The sequence below is a fragment of the Aquimarina sp. EL_43 genome (genome assembly GCF_943422735.1).
Classification (GTDB): Bacteria; Bacteroidota; Bacteroidia; order Flavobacteriales; family Flavobacteriaceae; genus Aquimarina; species Aquimarina megaterium.
The window spans coordinates 4,110,524-4,124,524 of record NZ_CALSBR010000001.1 but is presented as its reverse complement, the minus strand read 5'-3'; the positions used below and the strand labels follow the sequence as shown (position 1 = coordinate 4,124,524).

Sequence of the window (14,001 nt, the reverse complement as noted above, 5' to 3'; positions counted from 1 at the left end):
CAATCCGTGTTTTTAAAACTTCAAAATAAATTTAAAACAACAATTTCTATACACCTCCATTTAAGTGATCAAACTCGTTTATTTATACTCCGAGTGATAGGGGTTTCAGTCAAAATTTAATTAGTATACTCTATATCAACAACAACCCAATTTTCTTCTCGGTTTTCTAAAGAATAAACAATTTCTTTTACTTGAGATTCTTTGTTAATTTTAGCAAATATAACTTCTGCTTTTGATTGTTTGACTACTTCACTAATTCTATAATTAAAATACTTAAAATGATTCGTGAATTTCTTATCATTTCCTAGGTTATAAAAAAGCGTAACCATTTCTTTCCATTGTTTTTCCACATCACGAAGTTCAGGAGATTTTTCAAAAACTTTATCTAAATCAATATATTTCTTTGCCTCTTCGAAGTTTAATACTGCTTCAGCAGATTTTAATTTAATAACTGAAACTAAAGGTGTTTCTTTCATATTTTTATTTTGACTATTACATCCTATATGTAATGCTAATAAAAAAATTACTATAAGGTTTTTCATAATTTAATTTTTTGAGAAATATTCTAAAAACACGATAACGCGGATTTGCAATCCGTGTTTTTAAAACTTTAAAATAAATTTAAAACAACAATTTCTATACACCATACCTCTCTATTAAAATGATCAAACTTGTTTATTTATACTTCTATTACTTTTGTTTTAGACAATGTATCATGCCAGCCCGAACCGTCACCCAAAAACGAAAATGCATTAAAAGGAATATACCTGCATAGACTACGTACTAATATGGTTTGTATATCAGGATTATTTCCATACTCATCAACTACTTTTGTTCCTGTAATCAACTTACCAATGGTTCTACCTGTGGTAATTTCAAAAAAAGAATAATAAATCATTCCTAATATAAAACCTAATCCATAGTCTATAATTCGGCTATCTGTTTCTAAAATCGATAGCATAGACGGAAAAATAAAGGCTACAACAACACCAAACATAAAACCAAATACCAAAATACATATAGAATCCAGGATATAGTTGGTAAATCTTTTTCCCTGACTTGCTTCTTTACCCGCTACTGTTCTTGTTGTCTCAAGTTGCTTTTCTTTTTCTGCAAGTATCGGGTCCTCTTCAAATGTAGTGCAGGTATTTTCAAAATTTGCAATTGCATCGGTTAATCTGCAAACTATACCTTGTTTTGCATCAAATTTTTGATTTGTACAGATTTTACAAAATTGTAAATGTTCTTGTCTGGTCATAACGGTATCTAATTATTGTTTGATGCTACAATAATACGTCCCGCCAGTTTCATTTTTCGGAACTGAACAATTATTAATAATTTATGATAATAAAAAAACAGTCATTCATGATATGACTGTTTTTGTATTTTGGTGTGTTTCACGGATTGCAAATCCGTGCCATTGGGTATAATCTCACTTTGCGTTATAGCACCATCTTTGTTAGCATCTTTATAAGACTAATCGTATGTTTCCTAAGTGATCTTTAAACTGATATACATAACCCAAGAGGTTTATGCATAAAAAAACCTCTATCTCTAAGAAAAAACTAAAAGATAATCTTACGAATCTAATTTCTTGGTAACTATATCGCATAAAAACAGCTACAAACCATAGGCCTGTAACTGTTTATTATATGTATTACTCATTTACCTCTATGAAGTCACAGAAATTCGCAGAGTAATCGCTCTTTGGAGAGCGAGTAAATCATCGAAATTAGTCACTTCAATTACATCATTTCTCTCTTTAAATGATTCTTTAAGAGTAATATTATTTTCTGTTTTACTAAAAACACCTATTAATTTATATTTTATTTTTCCGGTGTCTAATAAGTTTTCTAAATACTTTAATTGTTGTGCAGTTCTAGGAAAACCTAATAGTATATAATTTTCAATAATGTTTTCAACAAACTGTTCCAAAATTAGATTGCAAATATCTTCATCCTTTATAGGCTTACCAGATAATATATCATTGTTAATTGAAGTCCATAAATCGCTTTTATTTGACACATTATTTCTTATCAATTCAGAAAAATAAATAATTTTATAACCTTCAAATAAATTGTTCAATTTATTATATAATGATTTTGAAGGAGTTGAAACTACTGAAATTATATTCATAATATTTTAAATTATTTTGTAAAATCAAGACTAACAACCCCCGCTCCCGCTAGCGTCTCGCTAGTGGCACTACAGTTTTAGATAACCCAAAAAAACATCAATCTCTACACTGTATTATAGTCATCCTAATATTTTTTTACACTACTATATTTACAATACACCATAGCGAAACTAAACACATATAACCAGATGTATTATGAAATATTATAATTCCTGTTTATCTAACCAAAATACAACAGTACAGTTTCAAAAAATGAAACTAGAATATTTTAATCCAAATAAAAAAACCAGCTACATCACTGTAACTGGTCCTTATCATTTATATATTCTTATCCTTAAAGCTTTGACGCCACTAGCGAGAGCGGGGAACATCTTCAATTATATCAAGTCTAAAATCTGAGTCTATTATATCCCCTATACCAATATTATCAGATACAAATTTAATATTATCATGATTCATCGATAATATTTGTAATTTAAAATACATATCCATAGTATCTTTTAACTTAGGTTTTTCTTTAATTACTCCTCTTATTAATAAATCTATACTATCGTTATAAACCCATTCACTGTCTTCTGGATACGAATAACGTGTTGCATACTCTTTGTTTCTTAGAGGCATTCTTACTAAAATAGTGTCACCTTTAAAATACTTCTTATAATATCTGATAGCTCTTTTTGTGTTTTTATCTTCTTTAGTCTTAACTTCAGTAACGATAGAGTGTATCAATTTCAATTGTTCATCTAAATCTATCGGTTTATTGTTTAATTTTCTATGTAAAGAAGCAAAAATAATACTTGACATATAATCCTCATGATAAATATCTAATGAATGAAAATAATTAACCAATGTCGTATCCTTTTCATTTCTGAATTTTTTATTTCTAAAGTCCATACCGTAACCAAAATGTATTTCTGCTAAAGCTACACTGTCTGGTTTTTCAGAAAATTCTTTCAGTTGTTCTTCAGTCCATGAAGATTCTATTTCCTCAATAGTCTTATGCAATGGATCATGCCTATCTTGGCATCCGATTAGACAAAAAACTATAAAAAATAATAAATATTTAAAACTCATATACTAGTTTCTTTTTTTTGTTGGAATTCTTTTAGGTAATGTTTCATTACGCCCTGTTTTATAATTTAATACTTTTAATTGTCCTAATTGGTTAGACATATATACAGGAATACCTTTGCTCCTTGATATTGATTCATCAGAGCTTATCAATCCCCGCTCCCGCTAGCGTCTCGCTAGTGGCACTACAGTTTTAGACAACCCAAAAAATATCGATCTCTACACTGTATTATAGTCATCCTAATATTTTTTTACACTACTATATTTACAATACACCATAGCGAAACTAAACACATATAACCAGATGTATTATGAAATATTATAATTCCTGCTCATCTTGCCAAAATACAATAGTACAGTTTCAAAAAATGAAACTAGAATATTTTAATCTAAATAAAAAAACCAGCTACATCACTGTAACTGGTTCTTATCATTTATATATTCTTATCATTTACTTATGTCTAGCACAGAAAACATTTCTGCGCTATCATATCCGAGCAATCGGATTTTCTCAAAAGCACCAGTTTGACCCATTACCCTTATTTCCCATTACTCCTAAATATCATCAAGATTTATCTTAAAACTTGTTTTTGAGTCAGGTGGTATAGTATTTTTTTCTCGATCCATGCATGAAGTATAATATTTTTTTTCATCTATTTTATTATTAATGAACATTTCTAAAGTATTTGAATCTTCTTTTACTTTAATTAAAGTTGTATTTTCTAACTTAATCTGTAAAGAACCTTGTTCTATAATTCTATCATAAAACTTGTATTCTGAACTAAGTTCTGGATGAACAAAATATCTGAAAATAGAATCGTTTCTTGTTATGTAATGATATTCTGAAACATTACCAGAATATGGGTCATAAGTATACATGCTTTTATCATCAAAATAATACTCTTGATAACTTTCTTTCTTTAAATCATACCAATTACCAACTACTAAAACATTATCTGAATTATACTCTTTCTCTTTGTTACATGAAAAAAATAATACAACTAGTATAGTTATCTTAATATATTTCATGTTATTGTTTATTATGTGGTATAATCTTAACTTTTTCATATTTATAAGATTTAATTCTGTTATATATTTTGTTATAGAATTTTTTGTTTTTCCCTGTAAAATGCATAAAAATAATAGCTTGTGGTCTTCCTGTTCCAGTATCATGAGATCTTATTGCTATTCTATAATTATTATTTCCTATATCATCTTGAAATGTAACACTACTTGCACTATATACTTTTACATTATCTTTTATATGTGTCCAATATCCAATTCTCACAAAATTTCCATTCCCATCGTTTAAATTAACCTCATTCTTCTTTTCTCCTCCTAGCATAGCATTTAAATCATCGAATAGTTCCTGTCCCCATGACCTTTTTGTTACAGGTTCTGCAAAAAAATCTATAATACTTCCTGGACTTAATGACTTGTTTCCAAATTTATCTACAAACCCAAACCATTCTATGGTTTGATCTAAAAACTTTTTTACATCTTTCTTTTTAACAACATTATTGAAATTAATTTTCTCTGGATATTTCTGTGTAAATTCATCTTTATTTACAGCAGGATCATTAGAAGAATTTGTTTTTTCTTTTCTCTCATGAGGTGGTATATACATTCCATTTTGGTCATACCTGTTTCTTCCATACATATCGGTAGCTTCTCCACAAGTATTACAAGCTGCATCAGCTCCACTAGGGTCAGCCCAAAATACTGGATTATTATCAAAAGCATTATATGTAGACATGGAATAATGTGTAATAGGGTCAATTCCTGTCCAACGTGCAATTGCAGGATCGTACTTACGTAAGTCCATCTCATAGAGATTTAAATCTAAACTCTCCGTAAGTTCCATACCGTTAAACCCATAGTTATGTTTTCTACCATTAACCATAGAGTTAGGATGGCTTGCTCCGTAATTGATTCTCATCCCAAAAGGGTAGTAATCTTTAACTTCTACAACCTCATATTCTTCTACACGATTATCATTATCTAAATCTTCCCCTGTACCTTCTAAGTCAATTTTTCCATCATTGTCGCGGTCTGATCTAATAATTTATTTGATAATCAAACTTTATAATGCTTCTTTTCAAAAGCACCAGTTTGGGACATTATCCTCATTACCTAATTAAATATTGAACAATTCTTCTTGATAACTCAAGTCTATATTATGTAACCTATCTTCATTAGTCCACATGGATTTTCCTACTAAACAACCTGCTGCAACGACATAATTTGTTTCATTAGATGACTCCAATTTAAAGACTTTTAAATCTTCTTCTGAGATTATACTCAAAAACCTTTTAGGTATATTAGATAATTCTTGGCTAAGTACCAAATTACTGAAATCAGTTTTTATATCTAAATATCTCACCCCCCAAAATTCAATATCAATAGTACAATTAGGATCATATTTTGTAGTGTATTCAACATCAGGATATTGCATTTCACTTCGTATTATCATTGAACCATGACCAATAGAGTATGCCCATAGTTTAAAACGTCTATCTGAGATATATTTCATCATTGTTTTTTATTAAAATGTTGTTATTGAACCATTACTATAAAATGTCGTTCTTTGAAGAGCTCCTGGAGTATTAAGTATCGTATGCAATTCCCAATTAGTTATATTACCATGCCTAATAGGACCGCTAGGATTAAATTTTGAAAATTGATATCTTGAAAATCCAGTCAAATCAAAATGAAGTCTATTAGAAGGATTACTAATGGCAGATTTAATTTTATCTAATTGAATTCCAGTACTAAAATCTTTATAAGTTTTAAAACCATTAGATTTAGCAAAACTAAAAAGATTATCTCGAAGCCCCAGAGCTATATCGTCGCCTTGATTTATAGGGTTGTAACCTCTAGGAGTATAATTAAATCTTCGTATAGATAAGCTTGGCCCTGCAAGGCTATAGTTACCTCCAAATCCCCACATCATGGCCATAAACTTACCAAAATGCAATAAATGTTCTCCTCGTCTTTGCCTTTCTATTTCTTGAAAATGTGCTTCAAGTTGAGTTGCATATATATCAAAACTTTTAGAATATTTTTTATTCCATAAAGTTGCTTTCTCTACAAAACTTAATCCTCCAAATTCAGGATAATCCGCTTCATAAGAAGATTCTGATCCATAATAAGAATAATCATTACTTACATAATTACTAGGAGTAGAAGAACCATTAATAACTACTGTATCTAATTCAATAGGATTATCTGGGTTTGCAACACCATCACAACCACTAGGACAACCACTATTCCCGCTACTTTTTCCTGCCTCTCCAGATGCAAATACATTTCCTGGAAGATTTCCAAATGTGTCATAAGGGTTAATTCCTTGTTGGTAGAGATCATGCGGTGAGGAATCAGCTCCACTTGGATCCGCCCAAAATACCGGGTTGTTATCAAAAGCATTATAGGTAGACATCGAATGATGAGTAACAGGATCAATAGCAGTCCATCTTGCAATTGCAGGATCATATTGTCGAAGATCCATTTCATAAAGACCTAAATCTTCATTTAACTCAATACCATTATATCCATAATTATGCTTTCTACCATTTACAGCGAAGTTGTACCCTTGATGTTCGAGCCCAAAAGGATAATAGTTCTTCTCCTGCACAATTTCACTTTGCGTTATAGTACCATTCTTATCCGCATCTTTATAGGAGAGCCTAATATTCCCTAAGTGGTCTTTAAACTGATATACATACTTATACCCATCGGCTTCATGCTCTACAATCCCTTCTGCATGATTAAAGAACTCTAAAACTCCATTCTTATACGCATAATTACCAGCATACTCTGTTGTTGATGAACTTCCCTCTGTGGTAATCTTTTTTAGTTTTACCCCAGTGGCATCGTAAATATAGGTAATATTTCCGGTATGAGAAGCATTATTTACAGTTACTGTTTTTGGTAAGTTTAAATGATTATAGGTAATGCTTGTGATCCCTTTGTTTTGATCTATAATCATGTTTCCATTGGCATCATAGGTATAATCATCATTGGTATTACTACCATCTTTAAAACCAAAAGTTGTATTTCCGGTATCAGTCACTCTTAAGAGTTTATTGCCACTATCATAGGTGTATGCTAGCATATCTATATCCCCAAAAGAATTAGCTGCAGTATTTAAATGCCCCTTTCGATTTAAAGAGAGGATATTACCAACTCTATCGTAGGTGATACCACTTACATCATAATGACCACTAGTACTGCGTCCTTGAGTAATTCGATTTAGATGATCATACTGATATCCATAGGCACGTTTGGTATTGTCATTTGCTGTTTTCCAAGTGGTTTCACTAATATTACCATTGTACAAAGCCGTTGCTCCCAGGTTTTCTGTAGTGGTGTTATAATTGATCTTAAAAGCAAACAGTTTGTTACCAAGAGCTATATCAGGATCATTGATTTTAGTCAACCATCCCCTTACATTATAGGTATAATCAACTTCTTGTAATCCTCCCCCAACTTCTTTAGAAATTAATTGCCCTAACTTATCATAGGTATTAGATACAATTAATTCTCCCGGGAATTCCTCGTTCTGGATCGTAGCAAAGAAAGAGGTACTAGCTGTAGCTGCAAAATGAAAACCATTAGATAAGGTAATGGTATTACCTGCTACAGTAGTTGTAGTTTGGGTAATCGGTTGTGATAAGGTTACTGCTGGCGTAACCCCAGTATTACCATTACAATTTACCCCAGAAGCATCTTCTATACATTGTCGCTGGGTGAGCATCCTACCCATATGATCATAGGTAAAACTATCTATGGTTATAATCGGTGTATTGTTGTCTTTGGTATGGGTACTTTTGGTTTGTTCTACCTTACCTACAAAATCCAATTGGGTTGCTACCATATCGGTAGTGTTAAGATATTCATTTTTACTAGCTACGTAGATAGGTCTTGATTTTTTATCATAATAGGTAACCGTAGTAATCCAATCAAAGGTATCTAGTACTCGTACCTTGCTTCCTGTAGGCAGTGTCTTGGTTTGATCTGATATAGTCTCACCATATACCGTACCGGGATTGGTTAAGCCTGCAAGATCAAACCCATAGTCATCATAATAGTTGATGGTATGTAACTCCAGGTTTGTTTTTGGGAATGCTGTATTGCTATAATAAATAGTAGTACCATCGATCTGGGCAGCGGCACCGCGCTGCTCCCATAAGGTAGATTCTGTATTTACAGCTTGTTGTATGGTCTTTCTATCTCGGTTATCAGTAATCTTACCTGTATAGGTAACCCTGCCAAAAACATCATATTTGGTAAAGAGCCAGGCATTGCTTGTTTTTAAGTTCGCATCCTGGGTTAAGATCGGTTGATCTAGCTTGTTATAGACAATAGATTCAAAAGTATTAGCATCTCCTTTACCAGGGATTTTCTTTTCAATTAGTCTATTACGGTTGTCATACTTGTATTGATAACAGAGTTCTGCAAGCTCACTCTGGCTTACCCCATCACTAGCAGTTACTTTAGGAGGGATAACATATGTTAAATTCCCAAATCTATCATACACATAATGGGTATCGTGTGCTGATCCTGCATTAAAGGTTCTCTTTAATATCACTCTACCTTCCTTATCCTTATACTCTTTAGTCGTACGATTATTACTATCTGCTGTAGTCCAGTTCTCATCATGGGTAATCGTGATATGTAACTCATTTGCAGCGTAATACCCATCTTGTACCAGGCTAGGGGTTTCGGTATCATTTGGATTAGCAAAATCTACCTTATGATATAACACCTCATTAGCCCTATTAGTATACTGATTTATTTTAATAGCATGATCATTATCGCTATTAGTAACTTTCCAAGCTGCACCAGGAGCACCTACTTTTATTACTCGATTAAGTGGCGAACCATCAAAAAGATTCTCTGAGTAGGCATTGATCTGATTAAGATCGGTGATGCCAGAAAAATCACTAGTATAGGTATCCTTATAATACTGGTTGATATCCATGTTTATATCCACATTTTGATAACTTCCTATGGTTTTATCAGATTCAAAAGGCAAGTATTGCTTTGCTTGTCTACCAAAATCATCATAGGTGATATGAGTTACAATATCATTACCACTAGGTGAGGCCTGAATAGCTCTTTCTTGTATAGGTCTGCCTAACCCATCATAGTAGGTTATACTCTCTATAGCCCTGTCTAGATCATTAATAGTAGAGCAGTTTACATTCTCCATCTCTGCAGTGGTCAAAGCCGTTTGCGGAACTGTTATATGTACATAGTTCTTGTCTGATAATACTACCTGGGCCTGAAGTTTGAGTCCCATAAGCAGTACTATAATACTGTATATAATTTGTTTTTTCATCTTGTTATATTGTTTATGGGATTAATGTTGTTCTCCTGTATTACCACCGCCACCGCCGCCTGTAGTAACCGTAGCAAGAACGATCATCACTTTGGTGATTTGTTGACCTGTAAGATTATCTGTTATAGTCGCCTTAATGGTATATTCATGAGTGCCATTTGAAAAGTTAGAAAAACCAAAGTTTGTACCACTACCTGATCCTAAGGCATGAGAAAGGTTTGTACTCTTATAAGCTTTCCATGAAATCTGACGTGATCCCGAACCTCCTGTTAAACTGGTGATGCTAAACGACACGCTCGGATTAGTCCCAGAAATAGAAGTATGAGATTGACTGGTGCTCGCCACCATACCAGGATATGATTTTAAAACAGGAGCATTAGCACCCCACTGATAATATCCATTCTCTAGTCCCCGATCCACTAATCGGAATTTAACTGTATATGTTCCTGAATTAGGGAAATTGTATGAAAGTGTCGTTCCTGTAACAGGCTGTTGTACATCGTTTATAAACCATTCAAATCCATATAATTCTGTACCACCTCCTATACCAGAAGCAAAGAATGTTGTTGTGGTTCCTCGTACAATATGTTCGTTTGAAGCGCTTACATTAGCTGCAGTTAACGGATTATATGCGTATAGCTTTCTTATAGCACTATCTACAGATCTTCCGCTTACATTATCGATAACTTTAAAATATACATTATAGGTTCCTGCGGTATCAGGAGTATATGCAAATGTGGTTGCCGTACTGGCTTGTTTTACATTGTTTACATACCATTCGTATCTTAGGTTCTCTGTACCGCCTCCTACACTTGAAGCGGTGAAGGTGGTTACTGTTCCTTTTAAAATATTGGTATGGTTTGCACTAATTATAGGGGTAACAAGCGGAGAATACCGTATAATAACAGGTGTTGGCTTACTTTTTAATAACCTTTTGGTCTTGGTGTTATATGCTACCAAAGTAATACTATAGCTACCTTCATTAGTAAATGTTTTGGTAAAAGATGTAGCACTATCGCACTGTTCCTGATTACCATTTACAAACCAGGTGTATAAGTAGTCATTAGGATTCTGAAGAGCACCAGCAGTAAATGTAATAGGTTTCCCGGGACTAACAGCACCCGAACTGGTGATGCTAAATATAATTCCATCATAAGGATCAGGATGTTGCCCTATATAATTATAGTTAATTCTTTCGATTACTTTATCATCATTATCTACAACATATCGTAGACGATTTAAATCATCATATTGATAATACATGGTATACCCTTTGGGATCTGTTTCACTTATTTTTCCTATCAACGGGTCATAGGTATACGTAGATACCATAGCATTAGGTAAAGCTGTTCGCAAATTGTCTAAAGTATTTAGAGATCCTGTACCAAAATTTTTCAAAGCTGTCTCTGTGATTCCTAATGCTACCGAAATTTCCAGAAATGTTGCATTCTCTACTTTAGCTACCGGGTACATCTTATCATAACTCCAGACAAAACTAGTGGTTATACCATCTGTCTTTTTGTATTGAAGAATATTTCCTTTGTCATCATATTTATCAAATTCAATATCAGTTTGTAATGTCCCGTTATTTTTTGCCGTTGCAATCGAAGCTTGAAGCGTTTGGTGAAAAGTAGAAATAGTATTTACATATGTGATCCGGCTAGTGGCACTTAATCTTTCAGCATCAGTTCCAACTTTTGTGTATAACTCGTTTTGAATAGGTTTTGAAATCCTGTGATCATTAACTAGACTTTGATATGCATTAATCTCTTTTTGAGTTAGTCCTGTTAATTGTGTATAATCTTCTGGATAGAAAAAGACTTGCCTCTCTACCTTATTGGTACTTTGAGTGGTCTGCTCTTTTAATTTCTGTAAAGATGAATTGTACTTGTACGCTGTAGTGGTAATGAAATCTTCATTATGCAATTTGGTTATGGTTTGTTCATTTTCTGTTTGGCTATGCCCTATTAGAATACGATATCTCCCAAATACAAAATTACCTTCATCAAAAAGAGTACCTCCTTTAAAACTTATTTTTAAAGCGTTTGTAAATACTTCCTTTATTTTATATGCTTTTGTAAGTTGTTTTTGAGTTTTACCATTACGATCTTTAGTTTTGGATACTATAATTTTACCATTAGAATGATTTCTATCTATAGAAGGTGGAAAAGGAAAAGCCTCTGAAACTATATTAGAAGCTCCTACAAAATTAAGCTCAGTTTTACCATTTGCTCCATCTTTTTGAATGATCGTTACTTTTTTATATCCTAAATGCCCTCCTGTAGTCATTCCTGAATTTGACCTATCTGCATCCAGAGCAACAATAGATTGACATATAATATTATACCCACCACTTCCTGAAGCCACCCAGACTAAAGACTCCTGATCAAAAAGATAGTTAGGTTCTTTATGTACAAAACCTGAAGAATACCCTTGCTCATCTTTATAATCATATGTTTGAGATAACACTAATTCATCATTACTGTTATACTTGCTAATCGATGCAACCCGAACACCGCCGGCAGGTTTTTCGTATAATCGAATATTTGTAGGTTCATCATATAAAACCGACATCCTAGCAATATCTATTGAAGTAATATCACAGTCTCTCCAGGTAGCTTCTGCACTTAGAGTATATTGCCCAGGTAATAGTTCTATATATTCATTAATATTATTATGAGTTAAGCTAACCTGATAAATTATATTTCCTTGGCTGTCGGTTAATTTTGCTTTAGGTGTTTTACCTGCAGAAAAATAGTCTTCGGTATACTTTTTTACATGCCCGGATACCTTAGTTAGTATTTTAGCTTGTGGATTTGCCGGATTTGCTGGTATGGTAAATGATTTGGTATCCGTATCAGTAACTACCGATGTACATCCATGTGCTGAATCTCCTGTTGCATTTACTTGTGGGTTAGCTTTATTAACTTCGAACTCATCAATTTGAAGCCCTCCTATATGTCCATACGTATTTTGTTCATAGGTATACACATCATAGCCCCCAGTTGGATACACAACTTTATATAAAATTCCGTTCCTTGATCCTTCAAAATTTGGTGATCTATCTGCTGTTCCAAAACTAGCGAATTTATTCCCTGAAGTATGAATAAAATATGGAGGAAGCAAATCCTGTCCACTATTAGCATTAGGATATCCCCAGTGATCTTTCTTTGTAGATCCTCTGGAGGGTAATGAACCGTGGTAGAAAAATGTATATGGAGGTAAACCAACATTAGTTTTTCCAAACTCTTGTATCGATTTTAATGTTAATCTTCCTGTCTCATAAGAATGAGTAAGTTTAAACTTCTTAATCATTGTATTTTGAACACGGTTTTTAATTTGAATTTCTGCAATTGCATAAAAATCTGTACTGGTATCCATAACTTTGTTAGTTCCCGCAACAAAAAGCACTTCTACAGGAGAAGTATCAGAATAAATTCTGCGAAGAGCACGTCCACCAATATCTATATTGGTAGAGTTGTATTGTAGTGTCCCGGATATAGTACCTCCACATTGTGAGTTTCCTCCTGTTGGGTGTGTTCTTGATTGACTTTTAATGATATTATGATCTTGAATAGTGTAGGTATCATATTCAAAGAACAAGCTTCTCTTTCCTATAGCATCTGTAATCTTGGTGAGATACCATGAAGAATTAAAACCATCCTGAGCTAAATAACATAAATTCGTTCCCGATTTAATATTTGTAGTAGTTTCATTAGCTCTAAAGGTATAAGTAAAACCATTCGGGGTTTTAAATATCCATCCTTCTATTTTTGATAAATTTCCATTATTCTGAATAGGTGTAATGGTAACCTCAGATTCTGAAGAAATAATAATATTTCTATCCCAATCAAAATGAAATTTACCTGAATACCCATTGAAATTAAAATTAAAAATATCGGGTTGAGAATCATAACACCCTTGGGCTATACTTTGTAAATAACTATAACGAGTTTGGTTTTTTTCTCCATGACTAAGATAATCATAGTCGACTTCTGAGCTTACGGTAAGAAATCCTTTTGTTGTTCCTGAGTTATCATCGGGTAAACCATTTACACTTCTGGTTACTGCACCTCCAGCATATAATGACCAGCCTAACCCAATAGAACTAGAAGATTCAACCACTTTAAAACCACCAGATTGGTAATTTAAACTGATGGGAAGATTTATTGTACCATCACTAATTTGATATAATGGTATTTGTTGTTGTATCATCCCCTGATACTCATTGATTTTCATATCAACAAATTTGGTGATACTTGAAGCTTCTGGTGATGGAGAAATTACATTAGGCAAATCGGTCTGCCCATAGAATGTATTGATATTTAAAAGAAATAACAACACATTGAAAACTAGAAATTTTTTCATGATTGAATATAATTTACTGATGACTTATTACTATTTAGGTTGTATATATTTTATTTTCCCGGTGCAAAACCCATAAATACCT

9 protein-coding genes are annotated in these 14,001 nt (G+C 32.8%); all 9 read right to left on the bottom strand.

Features of this window, described 5'->3' with window-relative positions:
• Positions 1-116: 116 nt before the first annotated feature.
• Positions 117-542, bottom strand: coding sequence for a hypothetical protein (locus tag NNL09_RS17660; RefSeq protein WP_025666924.1), 426 nt, complete (start codon positions 540-542; stop codon positions 117-119).
• A 137-nt stretch (positions 543-679) separates the two neighbouring features.
• The gene (locus NNL09_RS17655; protein ID WP_196910397.1) at positions 680-1,258 is read right to left on the bottom strand and encodes an RDD family protein; all 579 of its coding nucleotides are present in this window, start codon (positions 1,256-1,258) and stop codon (positions 680-682) included.
• A gap of 413 nt (positions 1,259-1,671) precedes the next feature.
• Positions 1,672-2,136, bottom strand: coding sequence for a nucleoside monophosphate kinase (locus tag NNL09_RS17650; RefSeq protein WP_025666920.1), 465 nt, complete (start codon positions 2,134-2,136; stop codon positions 1,672-1,674).
• Positions 2,137-2,488: 352 nt separating this feature from the next.
• Entirely contained in the window at positions 2,489-3,211 is a 723-nt protein-coding gene (locus NNL09_RS17645; protein ID WP_196910398.1) for a DUF6794 domain-containing protein, read from the bottom strand.
• A 552-nt stretch (positions 3,212-3,763) separates the two neighbouring features.
• On the bottom strand, positions 3,764-4,237 hold the full coding sequence (locus NNL09_RS17640; protein WP_196910399.1) for a hypothetical protein: 474 nt from the start codon (positions 4,235-4,237) through the stop codon (positions 3,764-3,766).
• Between the two features lies 1 nt (position 4,238).
• A complete protein-coding gene (locus NNL09_RS17635) occupies positions 4,239-5,240 on the bottom strand; it encodes an RHS repeat domain-containing protein (RefSeq protein WP_256525698.1) in 1,002 nt (333 codons plus the stop codon).
• A gap of 105 nt (positions 5,241-5,345) precedes the next feature.
• Complete coding sequence (locus NNL09_RS17630) at positions 5,346-5,744, bottom strand: hypothetical protein (RefSeq protein ID WP_196910401.1); 399 nt, start codon at positions 5,742-5,744, stop codon at positions 5,346-5,348.
• A gap of 9 nt (positions 5,745-5,753) precedes the next feature.
• Positions 5,754-9,551: a DUF6443 domain-containing protein gene (locus tag NNL09_RS17625; RefSeq protein WP_196926481.1), complete on the bottom strand. Its 3,798-nt coding sequence runs from the start codon at positions 9,549-9,551 to the stop codon at positions 5,754-5,756.
• 21 nt (positions 9,552-9,572) lie between these two features.
• Positions 9,573-13,919, bottom strand: a complete 4,347-nt coding sequence (locus NNL09_RS17620) for a PKD domain-containing protein (RefSeq protein WP_196910414.1) — start codon at positions 13,917-13,919, stop codon at positions 9,573-9,575.
• Positions 13,920-14,001: the final 82 nt, after the last annotated feature.

Excerpts from the sequence above, each read along its gene's own strand:
- NNL09_RS17660 (WP_025666924.1), bottom strand. The coding sequence starts at position 542 with ATGAAAAACCTTATAGTAATTTTTTTATTAGCATTACATATAGGATGT.
- NNL09_RS17655 (WP_196910397.1), bottom strand. The coding sequence starts at position 1,258 with ATGACCAGACAAGAACATTTACAATTTTGTAAAATCTGTACAAATCAA.
- NNL09_RS17650 (WP_025666920.1), bottom strand. The coding sequence starts at position 2,136 with ATGAATATAATTTCAGTAGTTTCAACTCCTTCAAAATCATTATATAAT.
- NNL09_RS17645 (WP_196910398.1), bottom strand. The coding sequence starts at position 3,211 with ATGAGTTTTAAATATTTATTATTTTTTATAGTTTTTTGTCTAATCGGA.
- NNL09_RS17640 (WP_196910399.1), bottom strand. The coding sequence starts at position 4,237 with ATGAAATATATTAAGATAACTATACTAGTTGTATTATTTTTTTCATGT.
- NNL09_RS17630 (WP_196910401.1), bottom strand. The coding sequence starts at position 5,744 with ATGATGAAATATATCTCAGATAGACGTTTTAAACTATGGGCATACTCT.
- NNL09_RS17625 (WP_196926481.1), bottom strand. The coding sequence starts at position 9,551 with ATGAAAAAACAAATTATATACAGTATTATAGTACTGCTTATGGGACTC.
- NNL09_RS17620 (WP_196910414.1), bottom strand. The coding sequence starts at position 13,919 with ATGAAAAAATTTCTAGTTTTCAATGTGTTGTTATTTCTTTTAAATATC.